The sequence below is a fragment of the Brevibacterium mcbrellneri ATCC 49030 genome (assembly GCF_000178455.1).
GTDB classification, from domain to species: domain Bacteria; phylum Actinomycetota; class Actinomycetes; order Actinomycetales; family Brevibacteriaceae; genus Brevibacterium; species Brevibacterium mcbrellneri.
Genome location: NZ_ADNU01000053.1, coordinates 1 through 22,707, shown reverse-complemented (window position 1 = coordinate 22,707; position 22,707 = coordinate 1). Strand labels below are relative to the sequence as shown.

The window sequence follows — 22,707 nt, the reverse complement described above, 5'->3', positions numbered from 1 at the left end:
ATTTTTTACTCGAAAAAACTCTTCTCACCCCCTTGTGCAGGGCGAATACTGGATTCACAACAACGAAAAACCTTGCGGCAACACCAAGCAAGACAACTCAAGTGAAAGCGAGATGCGATGACTAACGAACTGCACAACGCAGATGCAATCCGTAGCGACTGGGCAACCAACCCGCGCTGGTCCGGTGTCGCCCGTGACTACACGGCAGATGATGTGGTTAAACTGCGCGGATCGCTGATTGAAGAACACACTCTTGCTCGCCACGGTGCCGAACGCCTGTGGAGCCTAGTCCACTCGGAAGACTTCGTCAACGCACTGGGTGCTCTCACCGGTAACCAGGCTGTCCAGCAGGTCAAGGCCGGCCTCAAGGCTATCTACCTGTCCGGTTGGCAGGTCGCAGCAGACGCTAACCTCGCATCTCAAACCTACCCAGACCAGTCCATTTACCCTGCTAACTCAGTGCCAGCTGTCGTGCGCCGCATCAACAACGCACTTATGCGCGCTGACCAGATTGAAACCTCGGAAGGCAACAAGTCGGTCGAAGACTGGTTGGCACCCATCGTTGCTGACGCAGAAGCCGGGTTCGGTGGCGCGCTGAACGTTTACGAACTCATGCGCGGAATGATCAACGCTGGTGCTGCTGGTGTTCACTTCGAAGATCAGCTGGGATCCGAAAAGAAGTGTGGCCACCTGGGTGGAAAGGTGCTGGTGCCAACGGCACAGCACATCCGCACCCTCAACGCAGCCCGCCTGGCTGCCGACGTTGAAAACGTCCCCACCCTCATCATCGCGCGAACTGACGCGGAAGCGGCAACTCTGATCACCTCGGACGTGGACGAACGCGACCAGAAGTACCTTACAGGCGAACGCACTGCAGAGGGCTACTTCAAGGTCAACAACGGACTGCAGCCATGCATTCACCGCGGTCTGGCGTTCGCCCCGTACAGCGACCTGTTGTGGATGGAAACCTCCACACCAGACCTGGACGTGGCCCGCCAATTCGCAGAAGCGATCAAGGCTGAGTACCCAGATCAGATGTTGGCCTACAACTGCTCACCGTCGTTTAACTGGAAGAAGCACCTGGACGACGACACGATTGCCAAGTTCCAGCGCGAACTCGGAGCCATGGGATACAAGTTCCAGTTCATCACCCTTGCCGGATTCCACGCACTCAACTACTCCATGTTCGACCTGGCACACGGCTACGCCCGCGAACAGATGAAGGCGTACGTCGAACTGCAGGAACGCGAGTTCGGCAGTGAAGAGCGCGGCTACACCGCTACTAAGCACCAGCGCGAAGTTGGAACCGGATACTTCGACCTGGTCAGCACGGCAGTTAACCCACAGTCCTCGACCACCGCGCTGAAGGACTCAACCGAAGCAGCGCAGTTCTAAACTGCTCAAACACCAGCGCAGTTGGTGACCATTCCAGCAATTGCGCACCCACTCTTCGAGGCGCCCGGTAGCCTGAGCCACTACCGGGCGCCTCGAACCACAAGGAGGCACAATGTTCACCGTCAACGGGCCACACATCTCCGGCGTCGACAACATCTTCACCCCCGCCGCGTGCGACTTCCTCGACGAACTCCACCGCGTGTTCTACGCGCGGCGACGCGAACTACTTGCCGCCCGCAACGCCAGCCGAGGTGGTTTCGAAAACGGTGACCTCCCCACCTTCGACCCTGCCACCAGCGACATCCGAAGTGGGGACTGGAAGGTGGTTGGCACCTCGGGAGCGCCGGGACTCAAACGCCGCGTTGTGGAGCTGGCGACCCCGGTAGAACCCCGGGAGGCCGCCAAGTCCTGCAACTCTGACGCTGACGTGTGGATGGCTGACTTAGAAGACGGCATGGCCCCCACCTGGTCGAACATGGTGACGGCTCACGAATGTCTCATGCGGGCTGCCCGCGGTGATTTCGCGTTCCAGTCGCGTTCGGGAAAAACTTTCAAAGCACGTAACCCGCACCCGCCCACGATGGTGCTGCGACCTCGGGGATGGAACCTCACAGAGGACCACCTGACCTGGACGGACACGACCGGACGCGCGCACCCTGCCAGTGCGACCCTGGTGGATTTTGGGCTGTTTGTGTTCCACAACAGTCGGCCGCTGCTCAAGCGTAATCACGGGCCGTACTTCTACCTCCCTAAGGTCGAAAACAGGCATGAGGCCAGGTTGTGGAACAGCCTGTTTGAGCACGCGCAGGAGACTCTGGGGTTTGACCGGGGGACGATTCGGGCGACGGTGTTGATCGAGTCGGTGACGGCGGCGTTCCAGATGGACGAAATCTTGTACGAACTGCGCGATCACGTGGTTGGCCTGGCGGCTGGGCGTTGGGATTACGTGGGTTCGCTGGTGACGCACTTTGGTCTGCGCGACGGGTTTACGGTTCCGCAGCGGGACGAAATTCGGTCGGATTCGCCGTTCATTCGCGCGTTTACGGACCTGCTGGTGAGCACGTGTCACCGGCGTGGGGCCCAGGCGTTGGGCGGGTTGAGTACGGCTGTGGTTGAGTCGGCGCATTTGCCGGTTGCAGAGCCGCATGAGCGTGAGCGCGTGTATGAGGACAAGCTGGCCGAGGTGTCCGCTGGTTTCGATGGCACGTGGATCGCGCACCGGTCGCTGATCGACGTGGTGCGGGCGGCGTATGGGAAGGCGCGGGCTGACCGTGCGTCGGTTCCTGCGGCCGAGGTCGTTGCCACTGACCGTGTTGATCTGACTGAGCAGTTGCTCACGGTTCCTACCGGAGTGATCAGTGAAGAGGGTGTGCGGTGGAACTTGCGGGTGTGCCTGCACTACATCAATGCGTGGCTGCGGGGCGTGGGCAGTGTCGGTTACGACGGGTATGTTGAGGATGCGTCGACAGCTGAGCTTGCGCGGTTGCAACTGTGGCAGTGGACGCGCCAGGGCGTGACCTTGGAAGATGGGCGGATGCTTAGCCAGGCGCTGGTGACGCGGTTCTTGGTGGAAGAGTTGGCGGTGCTTCCGCGTACCAACGCCGATCACTTTGATGAGGCTGAAGACTTCATTCACAGTGCGCTGCGCAGTGAAGGTGCTCCGGAGCCGTTCTACCCGGTGGCCTACCGCGACCACATGGTGTTTCGTGGGGCGTCGGTGCTAAACCCTTCGCGTGCCAACGCGCCCGGTGTTTCGCGCGCTGCATAACGGGCTGGTGTGACACGATGTGTGCATGAACAGTAGCCAACCTTTACCCAGCACCCTGACACGCATTTCAGACCGGGCAAAGGTGGTGCGCCCGTTTTCTGTCATGAACATTCTGCAGCGAGTAGCAGAACTTGAAGCGCAGGGACGCGACATCATTTCCCTGTGCGTGGGTGAACCGCTGCAGGGCGCACCTAAAGCAGTTCGCACCCGCGCCGCTGACATCATGACCGACGGAACATCCCTGGGTTACTCACCAGCTGCCGGTATTCTGCCTCTACGCGAAGCCCTGTCCGGCCACTACAAGCGCTGGTACGGGCTGGACATTCCGGCTGAGCGGTTCTTCGTCACCACGGGGTCGTCTGGCGCGTTCCTTCTGTCCTTCCTCGCGTGCTTTGACGCAGGGGACCGCGTGGCGTTGGCCCGCCCCGGATACGCCGCCTACAAGAACATTTTGGCCGGCCAGGGTATCGAGGTCGTAGAGCTGGACTGTGGCCCCGACGAACGCTTCCAACCCACGGTTGAACTGCTGGACCAGGCGCACAGTGAAGGTGCGCTCGCGGGTGTCATGCTGGCCTCACCGGCGAACCCCACCGGCACCATGATCCCTGGTGAGCAGTTTGAACAGCTATCCAAGTGGTGCCACAGTCACGACGTTCGTATCATCAGCGACGAGATCTACCACGGCATCACTTTCACTGATTCGATTGGCGACTGTGCTCTGCAGTTCAACGACGACGCGATCGTCATCAGCTCATTCTCTAAGTACTGGGGCATGACCGGTTGGCGTTTGGGCTGGGCTGTTCTGCCAGAAAACCTCGTGGACACAATTGCCGGCCTGGCTGGAAACTACGCGCTGTGCGCCCCGGTCCCGGCTCAGCACGCCGCCATCGAAGCCTTCTCTGAATCCGCCTACGCAGAAGGTGAGGAGGCCCTCGCCCGGTTTGCCCGCGCACGTCAGAACGTTCTGGACGCCGCCCCTTCGCTGGGCTGGCGCGACCTGGCACCTGCCGACGGCGCGTTCTACATGTACGGCCTGGTGGAGGACGTACTGGGGCCGTATGAAACGGCTACCCAGTGGTGTTCGGCGCTCCTGGAAACGGAAGGTGTCGCGGTGTCCCCGGGCCTCGATTTTGACAACGTCAACGGTGATAAGTGGGTGCGTATTTCCTTGGCAGCCGGGCCCGAGGCGGTTGCTGAGGCCCTGCGTCGCATCGCTAAGTTCCAAGCGGCTTATCTGACCGACTAACGCGCAAAGCGAGCGAAACTGCGCAATATAATGCGCAGTTTCGCTCGCTTTGCGCTGTTTGGTTTGGGTCGGGCGCCCAGCTTAGTTGGCGTGCTCGAGTTCGTTGACGTGGGCCATCGCGTCAAGAATGATGTGCGCGACGTGGTCGTCCATGAGCGAGTAAATCGCTTCTCGCCCATCGCGCTGCACGGAAACCAAGTGAATGCCACGGAGCACTTTGAGGTGCTGTGAGACCAGTGGCTGTGACAGCTCGGTGGCAATCACGATGTTGCTCACACTGGCTGGCCCGTGGGACAAAGTGAGCAGAATCTTCAAGCGCGACGGTGTAGCAAGAGCCTTGAACAGTTCAGCGGTGAGACTGATGTTCTTTTGCGACGAGAATTCTGATGGAATGTCGCAGTCACCTTCAGGGTGAATCTTGCTGACATCGACGGCTGTTTTTTCTGACATAGTGAGTAGTCTACTCGCGTGAAACATACGTGGAACAAACGCAGTGTCTCCCTGGCTCCCTTCCCCTAATAGGCGCCTGGGAGACACGTGCTTTACCCACGAAGCGCGGGCTATTCCACCGGTCCTGCGTGATAGATCTTGGGCGCGTCGTAGTTTGCTTTGAGGGTTCGCCACGCCAAGTTTTCCCACTGAGCATAACGGTCTGGGTATCCGGAACGTTGCACGGCTTGTGCGGCATCATTCAGGCTCATCTTTTCCCAGCCTGGAATATCCAGTAGCCCCGCGTTTTTCACCTTGGGGTTCACCCCGTAAAAAGACTGCGCGGCAAACGTGCGCGTTTGGACTTCGTCTTCCGTTCCCCAGCCGTACTTGGGACGCTGCTGGAACAGTCCCTTCGAGTCCTTATCGCCGTGATCCAGGTTGTACATGTCGGATTCCTGGAATGCTGTCATCAACGCGATCTGAATTCCCCGGTCAGATACGTTGAATGCGCGTCCCACACCAATGATGATGCGGGCGTTTTCAATCTGGTCTTTGTCCAGGTACGACGGCTGCGGAGGAAGCTTTGGCTTAGATTTGGACTTTGATTTCGACTTGGACTCAGACTTCGACTTAGATTTCGACTTCGTCTGGTTCTGAGCTTTGTTCCGTGGCTCGGGCTTCGTTTCGGGTTGAGAAACGTTGCCGTCCGTTGAACTGGTGTTGTGGTCGTGCGCATTACCTGTCAGTGACGGTAGCGCCGACGCCGGAGCTGAAAAGAGGCCTACTGATACAACGCCTGTAGCGATTGCAAGTGGCAATTTTGTCTTAAGCATATGTTCCTAAAAGTGGGAAGTGGGAGCATTTACTTGTTCGCCAAAAAGGATCGTAGTAGACATTTGCGTCAAATGATACACGCGAGCGTAATCAAAACGTTATAAAGAATGCTTACATGGATGTGATTTTGCAGGTCACATCGCTTTTTGCGCGCGCAGAAAAAAGTTAAAAAAAGTTTCAAAATGAACGCTTATCGCGTGTCAGGCTTGCAAAAGTGGGCAGCCTTCTACTTTCCGTAGTGCTGAGCCAGGATCTTCAAACCCTGCTCGATACTCACAGCAGGCGTCCAGTTCAGCGCCTCACGGGTGCGGCGCTGGTCAAACCAGTGTGCGGTCGACAATTGTTCGGCAAGGAAGTGGGTGAGGGGAGGTTCGTCGTCGTGCTCGGTGAGGTTCCACACGGTCTCAATCGCAGAACCTGCCGCCTTAGCGGCGCCCGCGGGGACGTGCAGGCGGATAGGCTCGGCACCGCCAGCCACGGCAATCCTGTTGAGAAGTTCGCCCACCGGCCGAGGTTGCCCATTAGTCACCACGAGCGCCTCCCCATGCGTGTGGGGCACCACCTCAAGGGCTGCGAGGATCGCGTCTATCGCGTTCGTTGAGTAGAGCGTGTCAATGAGGGGAGTGCCCGACCCCAAGATGGGAATACGTCCCTGCTTAGCGCGTTCAATGACGCGTTCGGTCAGCTGCGTATCACCAGGACCCCACATGAGGTGGGGGCGCAAAACAATCACGGGGAACGAATCGGAGTCTGCGTTCAGTGCAATGATTTCGCCTTGGGCTTTTGTGCGCGCGTAGTCGCCACGGGCTGTCTGTGGGTTAGCTGGCTGGGCTCCCTCCCCAATGATCGAGGAACCCGTATGCGCCACCGAAGGCGAAGAAATGTGGACAAAACGATTCACGCCCGCAGCCTGGGCGGCTTCAACTACCGTGCGCGTTCCGTCGATGTTTACGCGGTCAAACTGGGCCGAATCACCCGCCATGGAGACTTTCGCTGCCAGGTGGATGACCGCCTCGGCGCCGGTGAGCGCGCCTTCCACACACGCAGGGTCCGTGACAGATCCCAGCACGTCCTGCGCCCCGTCAACCCCGGACGGCCTGCGTTGCAAAGTGGTCACGTGGTGGCCCTGCTCAACGAGCGCGCGAGCAACGCCAGATCCCAACAGTCCAGAAGCGCCGGTGACACAAATTCGCATACCTCAAGCGTAACGGGTTGCGTGGGTGGGGTTGACGGTTGGCTTTGTGGGGTAGGTGCGGAAGCGGCCCCTCCCAATTGCAAATTTGCGCACAGATGTAACCTGCTCGCCACACACAGCGCGGGTTCAGCCCGTACATTTAAAACATGAACCTGTTGATGACCAACGTGCCGGGGCCCGTATTCCTGGCCTTCTACGCGGTGCTCATTGCGATATGCGTTGTCTTGCTCATTGTGGGACGGGTGACATCAGGTGGGCCGTTGCGCAAAACCCCTAACGTGCTTGAACTGGCCTACGCATCAGGTGGCCGTATGAGTCTGGTGGCCACAGTCGTTGCTCTGCTCGACCCTCCACAACGCTTGGAGCACCTGGAACGTCACGGCAGTCCAGACCTGTACCGCAACATCAGTACGCACCCCATTATTGGGCGAATCCGCCAACTCATGGAAGCGTCTGACCTTCAGCACTTGCCCATTTCTAAACGCGCGGAAGAAGACCACCAGCTCAAGGAGCTGGAAAAAACCTTGCCGCAGACATGCGCCACAACCGGTTACTGTCAGACAACAAGACGCTCCTGCGTAGACTGGCCGGCTGGTTCACGCTTGCAGTGTTTCTATTCGGGCTTTACCGCATCGTAGTGGGCCTGATCAACGACAGGCCCGTGGGCTTCCTTGTGGCCATGACCTGCAGCCTCATTCTCTTGATGGGGTTTCTCTTGTACTCCGGCCCAACGGGCGCAATGAAACGTACGAAGGGGGCGACGTACGTGGACACCATGAAGCAGATGAAGGAACTCGAACCGCAGTCACAAGCGTTTTCCCTTGGACTCCCGCTGGCGCTAGCGGTGGGTGGAGTCACGGCGGCCTGGCAACTGGACCCAACATTCGCCTCGGTCTGGGCTTTGCCAACAGTGCCAAGTCCTTCTGGCGGGGGCGGGGGCTCCTCGTGCAGTTCAGGGTCCTCCTGCAGTTCGTGTGGTGGCGGTGGCGGCTGTGGTGGTTGCGGAGGTGGCGACTAGTCTGGTGTGTGACTACCGTGTGCATGGCCCGGTAGTCGCAGAGGAGGAAACTGATGTTCGACCACATCACAGGTGGAGCTTTCCTGTGGTTCTACGGCGCCTTAGTGGTGCTTATGTTCTTCATTGTGTGGGGCGCTCGCGTCATGGTGAGTCGTGAGTACGCGCGAACCCCCAACATTTTGGAGCTGGCGTATTCCAAAGACCGTCGCTCAGGCGTGTTCACTACCGTGTCCACTCTGGTGTGTCCTCCCGCTCGAGCCGAATACTTCGCGCGCAACGGTGACGTCAAAATTTTTGGTGGGCTCATGCAGCAGCCGCTCATTCAACGTGCCCTGGAGATCACTGACAAGCAGGAAGTTCCAGAGCACGTGTACGAAAAGCTCGCACACGACGACTACTCGCGTGCCTTGGTGGAGGATCTTCGCCGTGGCATGCGCGAAACTGGCATGCTCATTAGCCCTAAACACCCGGCTTTGTTGGTCGCGCAGGCTGCAGGGTTGGCGCTGTTTGTGCTGGGGGTTGCGCGCCTGGGCGTGCTGATTTTCGCCCACGAACCGGTGTGGGGACTGCTGATCGAAGTGCTGGTGGTTGTTGGGATTCTGGCCTGGGCTTTCCGCGAAAAGGTCTCCAACCCCACCAAGAAGTTCCGTTCGCGCAACTACAAGCAGCTGACCAATGAGATCCGGTCTTTGGATGTATCGTCCCGAGGTCGTTCGTGAGTAGTCTTCCCGCGGGCTTAGGTGTGGGTTGGCGTTGGGAAATGCGCCAGTCGCAAGCCAAACTGACGCCTGCATTTGTCGAGGTTCTAGCCGAGAACCACAACCCGCGTGACCTGGATGAACACCTGCAGGTGCTGGTGGATTCGGATGTCCCGGTAGTCACTCACGGGGTGTCACTGTCACTGGGGTCCGCTGAGCCACCGGACGCAGATACGTTGCACATGCTTAACGCGGTTGCGGAAGCGTGCCGTTCCCCGCTGATCAGTGAACACATTGCGCTCGTGCGAGCCCAGGAGCTTGACAGTTACGATTCCCCTCACGCCCAGGTGTTTGAAGCTGGGCATTTGTTGCCCGTCCCACTCACACGCGACCAGCTGGCCGTCATGGTCGACAATGTGAACCGTGCGCAAGATGTGTTGCAACGTCCATTGGCTTTAGAACCGATCGCCACCCTGGTGGAATGGCCGGACCCACAGATGCCAGAAGGCGAATTCGTGACAACACTCTTAGAAGAAACCGGGGCTGCGCTTGTCCTTGATATTGCGAACGTGTGGGCGAACGCTACCAACCATGGGCGTGATCCGCTCACCGATGTTCTCGCCATGCCGTTAGATCGGATCGCGTACTGTCACATTGCAGGCGGTTCGTGGCGAGGAGACATGTACCACGACACCCACGCGAGCCCCGTAGTGCAAGAAGCCATGGCGCTAGCCCATGAGGTGGTGGAACGAACCGGCCCAGTTCCACTCATGCTGGAACGCGATTCAGCGTTCCCACCTGAAGACGAGATGTTCGCCGAACTCAACGCACTCGCCGATATCGCAGGCGTGGACAGGATCACTCCGTGACGGCCCGCGACCTCGGCGCGATTCGCGCACAGTTGGCGCAGGACCAAGCCCAGTTTGTGGCCATCATGGTGGGCGGTGCTGATAACACCATGGGCTTGGATCAGAAAAAACTTGACGCGGCTCGAAGCAGCCTGTTTTCCAAACGCTTGAGCACTTTAGGCGGGCACTACCGGGGCCTTGCCGTAGGCCTGAAACGTGCGCGTTCACAAGGCGAACCAGCGTGGGAAACGGCACAGGAGTGGCACACAACGCACCCACCTGCTGATCACGACACAGACGGGGCCAGCCTCCTGTTCTGCCTGGCTGAGGCGAACCAGTTACCGCCCGAGGCGCGAGCGGACTTCGTGGGAGCGCGCATTCGCTATCGACGAGTGAAAGACACGGCTGGCACCCGGGCTGGGAACCGCGCCGGTGACACAGGCTGCACCGGGGCTGACCGCACGCCCAGCACCCGGGCGAAAGGCCTGCCTGACGTCAAACCGCGAGTTGGCCCGTTTGTCGTGTCAGAAGACGGACTGCTGGCGTTCGGCTGGGGCCGGTGGGCATGGATTTTTCGCCGCGGAATGCGATGATGGTGCCAACTACGCTTTGGAGGAGTCACTATGGCTAACGCACACGCCCATTCGACAAGCGCTTTGCCCATCAGCGATCAGATTGTCCTCATCACTGGAGGCGCCCGGGGCCTGGGTGCTGCTCTGACCAAGACTTTCGTGGCTGAAGGCGCCAGCGTCGTCATCAACTACCGCACCAGCGAAGACGCTGCAGGCGAACTTGTTAAGTCGGTCCAAGGACAAGGTGGCCGCGCGCTCGCCGTGCAAGCCGACATCACCGACTTCCGCGCTGTTCTCGCCATGTTCAAGTACGTGCAGGAGGAATGGAACGCACCAGTGTCTACCGTGGTGAACAACGCACTGGTGGACTTTTCCTTTAACGGCGACGAACGCCCCCACGCCGATGAAATCGACTACGAACACTTCGACGCACAGTTCCGCGGCTCCGTAGGTGGCGCGGTAAACACCATCCAGTCGGCCCTGCCAGGATTCCGCGAACTGGGGTCCGGGCGCGTCATCAACATCGGCACCAACCTGTTCCAGAACCCGGTTGTTCCGTACCACGACTACACGGCTTCCAAGGCCGCGCTTCTCTCTGTGACCAGGACTTTTGCAAAAGACCTGGGGCCGTTGGGGGTCCGGGTGAACATGGTGTCCGGCGGTCTGTTGCGTACCACGGATGCGTCTTCGGCTACCCCGCCCGAGGTCTTTGACGGTATCGCTGCCTCCACCCCTTTGGGGCATGTCACCACTCCCGAAGAGTTCGCGGCGGCAGCCACGTTTTTCGCGTCCCCGGCTTCGCGCGCTGTGACAGGTCAGAACTTGGTGGTCGACAACGGTCTGGTGTTCGACTGACCGCTGGTTGGACTTGGCTACATCACCCCAGCTGGTCTTCAGCCCATTCGCGTAGCCGTTCGCGGTTGATCTTGGAGTTGTGGCGGATGTCAGTGAGGAAGTCCTTGGCCACAAGAACAGCCGCCACGTCCAGGTCGCACTTTTCAAGCACGGTTTCTCGGATCTGCGCGGTGATGTCGAGGCCAGCCAAGCCGGGCTTCATCTCATCGGTGCGTTCCAGGACAACAACGAGTGCTTGGTTACCGTGTGGCCCAACACCTACCACGGCACTGCGCGAAACCCCAGGCACTGTGTCCACAACGGCTTCGACACCGCCGGGCGCAACCGGGCCATAAGGCGTGGTCACAATGTGTTGCGTGCGCCCTTCAACCCAGATGCGCCCCTGCGCGTCCACGTGACCAATGTCGTTGGTGCGGTGCCACGTGTGGCCACCTGCGGTGTCGCGTTTTGATTCGACATCGGTGAGCCACAGGCGGTCGTAACCAGACTTGATGTGATCGGCTGACACCACGAACTCGCCCAAAACCCCCACGGCTTCAGAGCCCGCAACGTCTGATCCTCCAGGCGAGGACAGTTCAATGAGTTCTTCAGACGAGGAACCGTCGGGAAGGATCGGGGCGATCGCAAAACGCACTCCTTCAATCGGACGGCCCACACACACGCCGTGATCACTAGCCGCTTCCATCGCTTCTGCAACACCGTCAGCCGTAATGTCGGCAAGCAACAGTCCTTCCGTCATGCCATACGGCGAGTGAACAGAAGCGTTGGGGAACACAGACTTGATCTTGCGCATAAGCTCAAGCGGAACTGGCGCACCGGCAGACAGTGCCATTTCGACACCGGCGCATGCTGCCCGCTGTTCGTCGGTGAGCTCATCAGCGGTAGCCGCAACGTTGGTGTAGGCGGCCGGGGAAGCGAAAACCATGGTGCAAGACCCGGCGGCGACCGCCTCGGCCAGGGCGCGCGCCGTGAGCGTGCGCGGTTTTGTCACCGACATATTCGGAGTCACGGAGCTGGCACCAATTCCCGGTCCCAACAGCGCAAACGGCGGGAACCCAGCCACCAGGCCGGTGCCAGGTTTGACGTCGAAGTGACGTTGGAGAACCGTAGCCAAGGCACCCAGTGCTCGGTGCGTGTAGCGCACACCCTTGGCCGGGCCGGTGGAGCCGGAGGTAAACAGCACGGCCGCGTCGTCGTCCAGGTGTGGGGTGTCGATCTTTTCATGCGATTTGACCCAGCGACGCGACATCTCAGTCATCGATGTCTCAACCCCCAACAGGCGGCGCGTGAGTGCGTTGAGCGGGGTCACTGAAACTCGGCGACCGGGCCAGCCGGCACCTCGGGCCAGGGTCAGACCGGGCACCTCACCAATAATCCACTGCGGGTCCGAGGCCTTAATCGCCCGCGTCATGCCCGCAGCCCCCAGGCCGGCGTCGGCAACAACCACGACACCTCCGGCCTTGAGCACTGCGTAGGCAGCAGCGGTGAGGTTGTTGCCGGGAGGCACTAGAAGGCTCACACGGTCGCCGCGCTTGAGTCCCTTTTCCTGCAGGCTCAACGCGATCGCGTCAACCACGTGGCTCAGCTGCGCCCAGCTGATCGCCTGGTCCTTGCTCATGTCCACGCTGGCCACGGACGGGTCGGTGTGGCGGGCGTCCAGGGCGTCGAAGATCATGGGGAGGTCGTCGTTGGAGTCGGTGGCGGCATCGGGGCCAGTCTCACCAGTAACCGTCCTGGCTGAATCAGCCGCCCCACCGGCCGCAGCCTCAGTCCCATCAACCGGAAGCGTGGCCGCCAGCCACTGCAGAACCGTCGAAGCGTAGTCCACATCTTCAGCGAACAAGTGGCTGGTGCGTTCGAACCGGTGAATATCAGCCTGAGGGAGTCGCTTACGCAAATCGCGCAAGTACCGCTCTTGGAAAACCGGGTCCTTGGGGCCCCACAGGATCAACGCGGGCGCTTCAATCGTTGCGATGTCGCGGGCCAGTTGCTGCAGTTCACCGTGCGACGGGTGGTCCGAGGTGGCTGGAATGTCCGCGACGAACTGCCCGATCCCGTGGCGTTGGGCAGCCGTCTGGTACGGCGAGCGGTAGGCGTTTGCGACCTCGGGCGGGATGGAGTTCGACAGCGCCAAGGTGGCGCGCAGGAAGGCATCCGTGCGCACGGTGGAGTACGGCAAAACAGGGCCGGTGAGTGCCGCGCGCAGGGCTGCGGGAATGTTCTCGTTGTCGTCGTGCCACACCGCGGTGTTGAGGGTCATGACGGCGGCGACGCGGTCCTGGTTGCGGGCCGCCCAGGTCAGCGACAGCACCCCGCCCCAGTCGTGTCCCAGCGTGACTAGGGGGTGGTCCGCGCCCGAGGTGGCGGACACCTCGGCGGTCAACTCTGAGATGACCGCGTCAAAGTCCGCGACACGCTGCGCGATGCGGCGCTGCGTGGGGTCGTCACCCAGCGGTGTGGGCAGGTTGGAATGTTCAACCCGTTCCGAGTACCCCATTTCCAGCTGGTCAGGGGCGATGACCCGCCAGGTGCGAGCTCCGGGTTCGTCCGCTGCGTCCACAGTGGCCTGGGCTAAGCGACGCCACAGGTAGGACCACGTGGGGTTTCCATGCAAAGCGACGATCGTGCCGGTGGGCTCGAGGCCACGTTCGCGCAAGGCGGGCAGGGTATCGAGGACGTGGAAGGAACGCTCGCCGTCGAAGGTGGGAACCGTGACGATGCGCGACCACTGTGGGTCCCATTCCGCGAGGTCAGGTGGGGTGGTTGCCGGTGCGGCTCCGAACGCCGCCTGTGAAGGATGGGACACGTTCTGCCTTTCGACGGTTGTGCTTAGACGGTGGTGTTTACCAGACGATTTCAGTCATTGCGGTGTTGAGCCCGGAGCCAACGCCCATGGCCAGGATCCGGTCACCGGATTTGAGGGAGTCAGCGTTGCGGGCCAGCGTGATGGGCAGTGAGGCGGGCCCCACGTTACCCAGTTCGGGGAATGTGACGGGCATGCGGTCGAGGTCCAGGCTGGCGGTTTTGGCCATTTCGTTGGTGTGGATCTTGGACACCTGGTGGGTGACGTACATGGTCATGTCGTTCCAGTCCCAGCCGTCTTCGTGGGCCTCGTTCCACGCGTTGATGACCAGTTCCATGCCGTTGGTGAGCAGGCCGGTGGCGTCGGTGAACATGCCGTTGTGGTCGCCCACGCACAGTTCGTGGTTCCATGTGCCCGCCCGGGTGACTCCGCCCAGGATTCTGTGGCCTTCTGGGTGGCGGTCGGCTGGTCCTAGCACGGCGGCAGCGGCGCCACATCCCAGGGTGAGTGAGGCGAATTCGTTGAGGTATTCCGCGCGTGTGATGTCGTCTTGGGACAGGCGGTTCAGGGTTGCTTGTTGGACGCGGGTGGCGTCTTCACCGGCCACGACCAGGCCGTAGTCGATCTGGCCGGAGTCAATCATGGTGGACACCACGGTCATACCGTTGACGAACCCTAGGCACGCGTTGGCAATGTCGAAGTTCATGGCCGAGGTGGGTAACCCGATTCCGTGGTGAATGGACACGGCGACGGAAGGTTCGAGGGTTTCGCGGGTCACGGAGGTGTTGATCATGACGCCGATTTGGTCTGCGTCCACTTGGGCTCGTTCGAGTGCTTGTTTACCGGCGTTGACGGCTCCGGCGATGAAGTCGTGCGGGTTGTCCCAGTTGCGGCGGTAGTCCACTCCGGCGACCCGCCGAATTAGCCCTTGTGGAAGGTGTAAACGCTTAAGAGTTGATGCCAGCTTTTCGTCGAATGAGCCGGAGGAAACCGGGTTGGGGGCAGTTGTTTCAGCTATCCCCAGAAGCGCTGCGTTGTTGTGCCGGAAAGTCGTATTGCCGGGTGTTCTGCCGTTCAAAAGCGTCCGTTCAATTCGTGCGTCGAGTAGGTTGGCGGTTAACAGGGCTGGTGCGTGCCAGTGCGCACACCTGAGCATGTCACTGCGCGTGCCCTGTTTTCCCTATCCAGTCAATCCTAATGCTCAACGTCGAAATGGCTAAGCGGGGGTGGGCAATCCCACATTTGGTGATCGTTTAGCGCCCCAACTCACGCCCGGTTGACGAACGCGAGGACTCGCTCCCACATGAGGGTGGCGAGTTCTTCGTCGTAGTCGTCTTTTGTGGGGTCAGCGAACAGGTGTGCTTTGCCGGGGTACATGAAGTGGCTGGCCTGAGCACCTGCCTCTGCTGCGCACCGTGCTAATAGTTCGGGTTGGCCTTCGTCGTAGAACGGGTCGCCTACCGTGTGGTGGATCTGGAGGGTTGCTGACGCTTGCCAGCTGGTTGGTTTGGGGGTTCCGCCAGCGTGGAACAACAGCGCGCCAGCTGCTTGCGGGTGACGCTTTCCAAAGCTCTGCGCCATCGCGGCCCCAAGCGAGAAGCCACCAAAGATGAAGCGCTCAGCAGACGAACCGGCAACGATCTCGTCCACTGCCGCTGAGGCGCGTTTGGCCAGTTCAGGGAACGTGACATCGTCGCGGTAGGCAAGGCCGTCCGCGGTTTCTGTGAACACGTTTCCGTCGTAGAAATCCGGAAGGTGGACGGTGTGCCCGGCGTTCTTGAGGACGTCTGCCATGCGGTGCATTCCCTGGTCGAGCCCCAGGGCTGAGTGGAACAGGATAATGGTCGCCATGTGACCAGCTTAACTGGACTGAAAACCGGGCGTATAGGATTCTGCAGGACAATTTTTGAGTGTGAAGAGGGTGGAATGAATCAGCCTGCAGCGCCCGCCGAGGTGGCAGACAGAAAAGGTGGAATGTCACCGGGAGCGGTCAAAGCGTTGGTCGCGTCGATCGTGGGAACGTTGATCGAGTGGTATGACTATGCGTTGTACGGTGCGGCTGCTGGTGTGGTGATTGCACCTCTGTTTTTCCCTGGGCATTTGAGTGCGGCCGCGGGTCTGAGTACGTTTGCGACGTTTGCGGTTGGGTTCTTGGCCCGTCCGTTGGGTGGCATTGTTATTGGGCATATCGGCGACCGTTATGGTCGCAAGCCTGCGATGCTTCTCACCATCATCCTGATGGCAGTGGCAACCGTGGGGATGGGGCTCTTGCCTACCGCTCACGCGATTGGAGTGTTTGCTCCTATTCTTCTGGTGCTGTTCCGGTTCATTCAGGGATTTGGCGCCGGGGCCGAACTCACCGGCGCCATTACCGTGGTCGCCGAATACACTTCGCCCAAGCGCCGGGGCTGGTTCACTGGTTTCATTCTGTCCATGCCTCCGCTGGGTATCGTGCTAGCGACGGGTGCGTTCCTGTGGGCGTCTCATCTACCTGAAGAAGCGTTCCTGTCCTGGGGTTGGCGCTTGCCGTTCCTCGCATCAGCTCTGCTGTTCTTTGTGGCGCTCTACATTCGCACGCAACTGGAAGAAACACCTGAATACGTAGCGTCCCAAGAAAACGCTGCGAAACAGCAAGCGGAAAGCAAAGTGCCCATTAAAGAGCTTCTGCGTTCGGACTTCAAAGGCGTGCTACTTGGTTTCTTTGGCATGTTCGGCCACAGTGCCCTGGTCTACTTGATTGCGTCGTTTAGCGTGTTCTACCTAACTAGCCCGTACGTGGGTATGAGCCGTTCGGACGCTCTTGTGGCTGTGACTGTGGGGACCTTGGTCGCCGTTGTGACCACGCCCTTTGCCGGGTGGGCCTCGGATAGGTTCGGGGCGGGTACGGTGCTGGCGACCGCCTCGGCCCTGGGAATTATCTACGCCTACCCATTCCTCAAACTCCTGCAGATGGGCACGGTGGCAAGCGCAACGCTGGCGGTGGGAGTCGGGTTCGGCGTGATCATCGCCGGAACGTCCGGTTCCCAAGGCGCATTCATGGCCAACCTGTTCCCACCGGAGCACCGATTTTCTGGAATGGCGCTGGCACGTGAGGCCAACGGCGCGATCGTTGCCGGTTTCTCGCCCATGATCGTGTTGGCACTGGTCAACGCACTCGACGGGGACGTGTGGGCGGCCGCCCTGTTCTTGGCGGCGTGTTCATCCGTGGCGGTCATTGCGATCGTGCTGTCACGTGGGGCTGGCAACAACGACAACGCGCGCGTGACCAACTGGGCATAAGAGCCAAAAGGGGTGTGACCTGCCAGCCTGGACAGTAGGCTACTGGTATGGACGCGAACGCCTTGCACACGTCGACCAGCCCATACTTGCAGTCCCACGCCCACCAACCAGTGAACTGGCACATGTGGGGGCCGGAGGCTTTTGAGCTAGCCCGCACGCGCAACGTGCCGGTGCTGGTGTCGATCGGCTACTCCACGTGCCACTGGTGTCACGTGATGGCGCGGGAATCCTTTTCTGACCCGGCCGTGGCGAAGGTGCTCAACGACAACTTTGTGGCCATCAAAATCGACCGCGAAGAACTGCCCCATGTGGACGAGTTCTACATGAACGCGCTCCAAGCCTTGCGCGGTCAGGGCGGGTGGCCGCTCAACGCGTTCACTGACCACCAGGGCGTCCCGTTTTTCGCAGGCACCTACTTCCCCTCCCACACCGGCCGAGGTCTCCCCACCTTCATGCAAGTCCTTCAAGCGGTCACAAACACGTGGCGTGACCAGCAAGAACAGATCAGCGCCATCACCCACCGGTTGCGCACCCAGCTGGAGGCGGTCGCGGAGTCAACGACCGCCTCGGTCCCGGAAGGGGAACTTGCCAACCTCACCGCTGACCTCACCTCCAACCTGACCGCAGACCAGCCAGCCGCCTCAGCCACCCCACCCGTCCCAGCTGAGGAACTCACCGCGTGGAGCGAGCAACTGGCCGACCGCTTCGACCCGGTGTACGGCGGATTCGGCGGGGCGCCCAAGTTCCCGCCATCCATGGTCCTGCAAGCGCTCATGCAACGAGCGGACTTCGATGACAACGCGCTGACCATGGTGCGAACCACGTTGCACAACATCGCCGCTGGCGGCATGCGTGACCAGTTACGCGGCGGGATTGCCCGGTACAGCACGGACGCGCAGTGGCACGTGCCCCACTTCGAAAAGATGCTCAACGATAATGCCGCGTACCTTTCGGCGGCGGCCGCGTGGTGGACGTGGGAGCACGCGCGTGACCCGCACAGTGCGCACGCGCACGTGGCCCGCGCCGAGGTCGTTGCCACCGCCCGCTTCCTCCTTACTGATATGCGCCTGCCTGGGGGCGGGTTAGCGACAGCGTTGGACGCAGATTCGCCACTGGGGTCTGTGAGCGTGGAGGGTGCGTATTACACGTTCACGAATTCGGAAGTGGAGCAGGCGTTGGCGGAGTCCGGGGTCGTGAGCGACTACTTCGCCCTGGTGGAGTTTCCGGACAGTGGTTTTGAAGGTGGAGAGCCGCGGTGTGCGTTGATAGCACCCGGCCGAGGCGTGAGTGACGTGGGTGCCGATGAGGACGGGGCTGGCGACGCGGCTGGGAGCGGGTCCGTCGACGAGGCTGAGGCCGGGCCCGGGACCGGGTCTGAGATGGTTGCCGACCGCGATGTTCAGCCCGTGATTGAGCATCTGCGGGCGTTGCAGGAAACCCGCACGCCACCTAAACGGGACACCAAACTGATCACTGAGGACGCGTGCAGGGCCGCCGTTGCGCTGGTGCGTGCCGGGCTGGTTTTGGGTGAAGGCGAACTGGTGGACGCCGGTGCTGCCACGGTGCAGAGCGTGCTGGACAACAACCGGGCAGGGGAACAGCTGTTGCGGTCCACCACCGACGGGAAGCCGGGCCCCAGTACTGCTGGACTCGCCGACTATGCGGCCTTGATCCGCGCGTTGCTGGAGCTGCATCAAGTGGTGGGTGTGGGTACCCACGCACTGACGCGCACCAACGTGATGCCTCTGATCGAGGAGTTGTTCGACACCGCGCGGGGCCTGTTTGTGCGTGACGGGCACGTTCACGATCACGCACCTGACCCGTTGGTGCCCGCCTCGGGTGCGAACCCTGCTGATTCGGTGGTTCCGTGTGGCCGTACCGCGTTCGCCGAGGTGGCCCTCCTTATGTCTGTCCTGTCACCGGAAACTGGGGGAGGGGCAGCCCAGTTGGCGCGGGAGTTGCTTACTGTGGGTCGTCCGTTCATGCAGAGCACGCCTACGGCTGCCGGGTGGCAGGCGTATGTGGCGATGCGGATGAGCGTGCCCCGGGTGAGCACCCGGGGCCCGGAGTTGGCGCGGATTGCGTATGCGCATCCGTCTCAGCCTGTTGTGGACACCAGTGACGGTGCCGGAGCAGACGCGGCCGTGGTGTGTGTGGACACCCGCTGCCTGCAACCGGCCACGGATGCCCGCACCCTACGCGAACAGTTGGATGCACTCAGCGTCCCGGTTGCAATCTCTAGCGCTCATGAGGGGAACTAAACGCGCACGAAAACGGAAAGTGTTGCAACTATGCTGGACTTCCCGGTGGCTTGTTCGTTCAATTGTGGAGTGTTAATCTTACTCTAAAGTAGTTTAATGTTGTATGGGAAACTTTTATGAAGAAATTCTTCGCTCTAGCGGCTGTTATCTGCCTTGGCCTGGTTGGCTCTGTGATCAGTACAGTGACTCCAGTACATGCCGATTCTAGGCGGGTGGGGTTTTGTCTCAATGACTCGAGGCTTTTCGACATTAGCCCCTCGCCCGTCACCGAGGGCCAGTTGAAGCAATCGGGTGCAGAAATCACGGTGAACGCTAAAGGTCTACCCCCGAACACGCTGGGTGTAGTTCTGGTGGTCAAAGATAAGCTACTCACACCAGAGGATCTAATGCGTACGCGGTTCGACGGCGATATTCCTGAACATGCCCAGGGGGAGCTTAAAGCCTTGCAAGCGCTGAACCTAGATTACTCAGAACCCGCCCTTTACTTGTTCAACGAAAGTGACCGTGACCCGAACTTGGTCGCGCGTAAAGGGTATGTTGTTACTGATGGGAATGGTGATGCTGCCTTCACTTTCGGTGGCACAAAAGATAGCAAAGAAGAACCACCTCTTACCCGTGAGCAGAAGGAGCTAGTCACCGAACTTGATGTGAAACCGTGGTCATCGTCGCTTCCAAAAATCGATAACGGTGACTATCGAGGTGACTACACCGTCCTGGTTGCCTTTTATAACGCTGATATTTCTGAGCCCTATGGTGTTGTGTTCGATGAAAACAACACCTTGATTCCAGCAGAGGGAATGGAACTAGACGACCAAAAGCACGAAGCGGTGATCAAGCAACGTGAAAACCGTCTTCGCGAAGCTGGCGTACCAGAGGATCAAATCGATTATCTTGCGCGGCTCATCATGCCCTCCGCCTGCACCGGATTCAACGTCACTGATACACCCACCGAGACTCCTGAACCTACTCCAAGTGAGAGTGCGACTCCGACTCCGGAACCGTCAGCTACGCCGAGCGAAAGCCCATCAGTTGATCCTGAGCCATCACCTTCGCCAAGTGAGACTTCGCCGGTAGAGCCTGAGCCTACGCCGGAGCCGAGTGAAACGCCTGAACCTAAGCCGAGCGAGTCCCCTGACCCTGAGCCATCACCTTCGCCAAGTGAGACTTCGCCGGTAGAGCCATCACCTGGTCCCAAATCCCTGCCACGCACTGGTGCGCAAACCCTCGGAGCGCTTGTAGCGGGAGGCGTGCTTCTAACAGTTGGGACAGTCACAACTGTCCTATCGCGTCGTCGCTCACGTTAACTGTGACAAGAATGCGCGCATAGACATAGATAGGAAACGAGCCCGGGAGAAGTCTTAAAAAGACTTCTCCCGGGCTATGTGAAATGTAAAATTTACGTGTACTCTCACTCAAATGCTCAGCCATAAGGATCGACGGACACGTAAAATCAAACCGACTTTGACCACAGCCGAAGGCTCACACACATTGCGTTACGCCGATTCAACTATTGACTCGAAGTTTATTCGCGCTATCAAAACCTATAGGGGCCTGCTTCTGTCAGTGTCGAGTGTATTAACTGCGTTGGTAGTTAGTGCCTGCAGTCGGGGCACAGACGCCGGACCTAGTCCAGCGATTACTGAAAATGCTGACAGCTCTCCTCAGCGGCTCAATGTTGAGATCGTCGATGAGCATCCGTGGGACTCAAGCAGTTTCACTCAGGGCCTCGAAGTGGCCGACAAAGGAAGATTATTGGTTGGCACCGGAAAGACCGGTAAGTCTCGGATTTATCACGCCTCTTTGGATGGCGAACAGTTTAACAGCCAACCGCTTCCTCCTGAGTTCTTTGGTGAAGGCGTCACTCAGCACGTCGGCGGCAACACCTCACACGTATGGCAGTTGACGTGGCAACAGAACGTCGCCTTGCTACGTGATTCGGAGACTTTAGAAGTCATCAGCACCAAAACCTATGACGGTGAAGGCTGGGGGCTGTGTTCCGACGGGCAACGACTGGTGATGAGCGACGGATCTGGCACTTTGACTTTCCGCGACCCAGAAAGCTTTGATCCTGTTGGCACTGTTTCCGTAACCGTTGCAGGAACACCAGCGCAGAGACTCAATGAACTTGACTGTGATCCCAGCGGGGGTCCTAACGGTTCGCCGGTAGTGTGGGCTAACGTTTGGGAAAGCGACGAAATTTACCGTATTGATCCGCAAAGTGGTGAAGTCACGGGAATCGTTGATACCCTCGGCGTTTTTAAAGCTTCACGAAAACCTGGCGCAGATGTCCTTAACGGAATTGCCGGAATTCCTGGCACCAACCGTTACTACCTCACAGGTAAGTACTGGGACACGCTTTATGAAGTTCGGTTCAACCCTGAAGAGCGCTGATCGTCCACTTTAAAAGCACGACCTTTTGTTGGTCTTGTCCAATCAGTGTCGGAGTGTTATTTTTACTCTAAAGTAGTTTAAAGCTGTATGGGAAAGTCCTATGAAAAAGCTCTTCGCGATGGTTGCTGTTGTCTGTCTTGGCCTGTTTGTTTCAGTGATCAGTACGGCAACACCCGTGCACGCCCAAGCACAATCAAGCGGGTGCGTGAAAGCGCCGAACTTGATAGATGTCAGTCCTGCATCTATCACCGAAAGCCATCTTAAAGAACACGGTGCCACTTTTACTGTTAAGGGACTTCCCCCAGATGCAGTTGTCTACGTTGCTTTATTTCCAGGTGACCTTGTTGACATTAGGGACGCCTGGGATTATTGGGATGTAGACCCAAATTCTCCTGTTGCCGTACCTGCCACCAATCGGTACGTGAAAATCGGCTACGTTGATGCTGACAGTTCAGGGGTTGCCACTTTCACTCTTGGAGGCAAGACTAACAGCGACAAAGACATTGAGGTTCCTCCCGAGTATGAAGGGTATCAGTGGACTTCAACGCTTCCGGCAAGTGATTCGGGTAGCTATATCGGTAGCTATGCTCTGAGGGTCGGAGCTATCAATTCTTCCGAAGGTTATCTATATCGTTTCATTCACGACGGTGCCGAGATATCTGTGATGTCAGAGCAAGATTTTAGAGAATCCCAACGTGTGCGCGCGGAGGAGTTGCTGGAACAAGGCGTGCCGGAAGATGAGATCGAAGCACAGATATGGGCACATGAGCGTTATTTCACTGGAAGTAGCCTTTGTACTTCCTTTGCAGTAGGTGAAGACCCCTCCTCGACTCCTGAGCCGGAGCCGTCACCAGAACCGGAGCCGAGTGAGACCCCGGAACCTACGCCGGAACCGGAGCCGAGTGAGAGTGTGACGCCAACTCCTGAGCCGGAGCCTACGCCCGAGCCGAGTGAAACTCCGGAACCTTCGCCGGAGCCGTCACCAAGTGAGAGTGTGACGCCGACCCCTGACCCTGAGCCTTCGCCGGAACCGGAGCCGAGTGAAACGCCTGAACCTGAGCCGAGCGAGTCCCCTGACCCTGAGCCATCACCTTCGCCAAGTGAGACCCCGG

At 59.4% G+C, this 22,707-nt stretch carries 19 protein-coding genes; 13 read left to right on the top strand and 6 right to left on the bottom strand.

All coding sequences use genetic code 11. The features are described from left to right. Positions 1-117 precede the first annotated feature (117 nt). From aceA to HMPREF0183_RS09420, 3 genes are all read left to right on the top strand, one after another. The gene (gene aceA, locus HMPREF0183_RS09430; protein WP_005885382.1) at positions 118-1,395 is read left to right on the top strand and encodes an isocitrate lyase; all 1,278 of its coding nucleotides are present in this window, start codon (positions 118-120) and stop codon (positions 1,393-1,395) included. 112 nt (positions 1,396-1,507) lie between these two features. Next, positions 1,508-3,163 (top strand): malate synthase, encoded by a 1,656-nt coding sequence (locus HMPREF0183_RS09425; RefSeq protein ID WP_005885380.1) that lies wholly within the window; start codon positions 1,508-1,510, stop codon positions 3,161-3,163. A gap of 25 nt (positions 3,164-3,188) precedes the next feature. After that, on the top strand, positions 3,189-4,409 hold the full coding sequence (locus HMPREF0183_RS09420) for a pyridoxal phosphate-dependent aminotransferase (protein WP_005885378.1): 1,221 nt from the start codon (positions 3,189-3,191) through the stop codon (positions 4,407-4,409). Positions 4,410-4,490: 81 nt separating this feature from the next. Here the strand turns inward: HMPREF0183_RS09420 and HMPREF0183_RS09415 are convergent, their stop codons facing one another. From HMPREF0183_RS09415 to HMPREF0183_RS09405, 3 genes are all read right to left on the bottom strand, one after another. Beyond that, positions 4,491-4,859 carry an ArsR/SmtB family transcription factor gene (locus HMPREF0183_RS09415; protein WP_156798230.1) on the bottom strand — a complete coding sequence of 123 codons (369 nt, stop codon included), beginning with the start codon at positions 4,857-4,859 and terminating at the stop codon, positions 4,491-4,493. Between the two features lie 110 nt (positions 4,860-4,969). After that, positions 4,970-5,674 carry a hypothetical protein gene (locus HMPREF0183_RS12265; protein ID WP_005885374.1) on the bottom strand — a complete coding sequence of 235 codons (705 nt, stop codon included), beginning with the start codon at positions 5,672-5,674 and terminating at the stop codon, positions 4,970-4,972. A 227-nt stretch (positions 5,675-5,901) separates the two neighbouring features. Next, the gene (locus tag HMPREF0183_RS09405; protein WP_005885372.1) at positions 5,902-6,870 is read right to left on the bottom strand and encodes an NAD-dependent epimerase/dehydratase family protein; all 969 of its coding nucleotides are present in this window, start codon (positions 6,868-6,870) and stop codon (positions 5,902-5,904) included. 146 nt (positions 6,871-7,016) lie between these two features. Between HMPREF0183_RS09405 and HMPREF0183_RS09400 the strand changes: the two genes are divergently transcribed. The 5 genes from HMPREF0183_RS09400 (at position 7,017) to HMPREF0183_RS09380 (ending at position 10,861) form a co-directional block, all read left to right on the top strand. Beyond that, on the top strand, positions 7,017-7,508 hold the full coding sequence (locus tag HMPREF0183_RS09400; RefSeq protein WP_156798229.1) for a hypothetical protein: 492 nt from the start codon (positions 7,017-7,019) through the stop codon (positions 7,506-7,508). Between the two features lie 433 nt (positions 7,509-7,941). Further along, complete coding sequence (locus HMPREF0183_RS09395; protein WP_005885367.1) at positions 7,942-8,607, top strand: DUF2207 domain-containing protein; 666 nt, start codon at positions 7,942-7,944, stop codon at positions 8,605-8,607. Next, positions 8,604-9,455, top strand: a complete 852-nt coding sequence (locus HMPREF0183_RS09390) for an MbnB/TglH/ChrH family RiPP precursor modification enzyme (RefSeq protein ID WP_005885366.1) — start codon at positions 8,604-8,606, stop codon at positions 9,453-9,455. Before HMPREF0183_RS09395 ends, HMPREF0183_RS09390 begins: the two co-directional genes overlap by 4 nt. Next, entirely contained in the window at positions 9,452-10,027 is a 576-nt protein-coding gene (locus HMPREF0183_RS09385; protein WP_005885364.1) for a hypothetical protein, read from the top strand. The genes HMPREF0183_RS09390 and HMPREF0183_RS09385 overlap by 4 nt, the downstream gene beginning before the upstream one ends. 30 nt (positions 10,028-10,057) lie before the next feature. Beyond that, positions 10,058-10,861 carry a 3-oxoacyl-ACP reductase gene (locus HMPREF0183_RS09380; protein WP_005885361.1) on the top strand — a complete coding sequence of 268 codons (804 nt, stop codon included), beginning with the start codon at positions 10,058-10,060 and terminating at the stop codon, positions 10,859-10,861. 22 nt (positions 10,862-10,883) lie between these two features. On the opposite strand, the gene HMPREF0183_RS09375 is transcribed toward HMPREF0183_RS09380, so the two are convergent. The 3 genes from HMPREF0183_RS09375 to HMPREF0183_RS09365 form a co-directional block, all read right to left on the bottom strand. After that, a complete protein-coding gene (locus HMPREF0183_RS09375) occupies positions 10,884-13,667 on the bottom strand; it encodes an alpha/beta fold hydrolase (RefSeq protein ID WP_005885359.1) in 2,784 nt (927 codons plus the stop codon). 37 nt (positions 13,668-13,704) lie between these two features. After that, positions 13,705-14,820 (bottom strand): 3-oxoacyl-ACP synthase III, encoded by a 1,116-nt coding sequence (locus tag HMPREF0183_RS09370; RefSeq protein ID WP_005885358.1) that lies wholly within the window; start codon positions 14,818-14,820, stop codon positions 13,705-13,707. 110 nt (positions 14,821-14,930) lie between these two features. Continuing rightward, positions 14,931-15,515 (bottom strand): dienelactone hydrolase family protein, encoded by a 585-nt coding sequence (locus HMPREF0183_RS09365; RefSeq protein ID WP_005885355.1) that lies wholly within the window; start codon positions 15,513-15,515, stop codon positions 14,931-14,933. A gap of 75 nt (positions 15,516-15,590) precedes the next feature. Between HMPREF0183_RS09365 and HMPREF0183_RS09360 the strand changes: the two genes are divergently transcribed. The 5 genes from HMPREF0183_RS09360 to HMPREF0183_RS12885 all read left to right on the top strand — a co-directional run. Then, the gene (locus HMPREF0183_RS09360) at positions 15,591-16,943 is read left to right on the top strand and encodes an MFS transporter (RefSeq protein WP_050775406.1); all 1,353 of its coding nucleotides are present in this window, start codon (positions 15,591-15,593) and stop codon (positions 16,941-16,943) included. A 47-nt stretch (positions 16,944-16,990) separates the two neighbouring features. Then, positions 16,991-19,204 carry a thioredoxin domain-containing protein gene (locus HMPREF0183_RS09355; RefSeq protein WP_005885352.1) on the top strand — a complete coding sequence of 738 codons (2,214 nt, stop codon included), beginning with the start codon at positions 16,991-16,993 and terminating at the stop codon, positions 19,202-19,204. Between the two features lie 116 nt (positions 19,205-19,320). After that, on the top strand, positions 19,321-20,508 hold the full coding sequence (locus tag HMPREF0183_RS12890) for a hypothetical protein (RefSeq protein WP_005885350.1): 1,188 nt from the start codon (positions 19,321-19,323) through the stop codon (positions 20,506-20,508). A gap of 112 nt (positions 20,509-20,620) precedes the next feature. Then, positions 20,621-21,595, top strand: coding sequence for a glutaminyl-peptide cyclotransferase (locus HMPREF0183_RS09345; protein ID WP_005885348.1), 975 nt, complete (start codon positions 20,621-20,623; stop codon positions 21,593-21,595). A gap of 100 nt (positions 21,596-21,695) precedes the next feature. Beyond that, positions 21,696-22,707: hypothetical protein (locus HMPREF0183_RS12885; protein WP_211205342.1), on the top strand; the 1,012-nt coding region annotated here is incomplete at its 3' end.

Excerpts from the sequence above, each read along its gene's own strand:
- aceA (WP_005885382.1), top strand. The coding sequence starts at position 118 with ATGACTAACGAACTGCACAACGCAGATGCAATCCGTAGCGACTGGGCA.
- HMPREF0183_RS09425 (WP_005885380.1), top strand. The coding sequence starts at position 1,508 with ATGTTCACCGTCAACGGGCCACACATCTCCGGCGTCGACAACATCTTC.
- HMPREF0183_RS09420 (WP_005885378.1), top strand. The coding sequence starts at position 3,189 with ATGAACAGTAGCCAACCTTTACCCAGCACCCTGACACGCATTTCAGAC.
- HMPREF0183_RS09415 (WP_156798230.1), bottom strand. The coding sequence starts at position 4,859 with ATGTCAGAAAAAACAGCCGTCGATGTCAGCAAGATTCACCCTGAAGGT.
- HMPREF0183_RS12265 (WP_005885374.1), bottom strand. The coding sequence starts at position 5,674 with ATGCTTAAGACAAAATTGCCACTTGCAATCGCTACAGGCGTTGTATCA.
- HMPREF0183_RS09405 (WP_005885372.1), bottom strand. The coding sequence starts at position 6,870 with ATGCGAATTTGTGTCACCGGCGCTTCTGGACTGTTGGGATCTGGCGTT.
- HMPREF0183_RS09400 (WP_156798229.1), top strand. The coding sequence starts at position 7,017 with ATGAACCTGTTGATGACCAACGTGCCGGGGCCCGTATTCCTGGCCTTC.
- HMPREF0183_RS09395 (WP_005885367.1), top strand. The coding sequence starts at position 7,942 with ATGTTCGACCACATCACAGGTGGAGCTTTCCTGTGGTTCTACGGCGCC.
- HMPREF0183_RS09380 (WP_005885361.1), top strand. The coding sequence starts at position 10,058 with ATGGCTAACGCACACGCCCATTCGACAAGCGCTTTGCCCATCAGCGAT.
- HMPREF0183_RS09370 (WP_005885358.1), bottom strand. The coding sequence starts at position 14,820 with ATGCTCAGGTGTGCGCACTGGCACGCACCAGCCCTGTTAACCGCCAAC.
- HMPREF0183_RS09365 (WP_005885355.1), bottom strand. The coding sequence starts at position 15,515 with ATGGCGACCATTATCCTGTTCCACTCAGCCCTGGGGCTCGACCAGGGA.
- HMPREF0183_RS09360 (WP_050775406.1), top strand. The coding sequence starts at position 15,591 with ATGAATCAGCCTGCAGCGCCCGCCGAGGTGGCAGACAGAAAAGGTGGA.
- HMPREF0183_RS09355 (WP_005885352.1), top strand. The coding sequence starts at position 16,991 with ATGGACGCGAACGCCTTGCACACGTCGACCAGCCCATACTTGCAGTCC.
- HMPREF0183_RS12890 (WP_005885350.1), top strand. The coding sequence starts at position 19,321 with ATGAAGAAATTCTTCGCTCTAGCGGCTGTTATCTGCCTTGGCCTGGTT.
- HMPREF0183_RS09345 (WP_005885348.1), top strand. The coding sequence starts at position 20,621 with ATGCTCAGCCATAAGGATCGACGGACACGTAAAATCAAACCGACTTTG.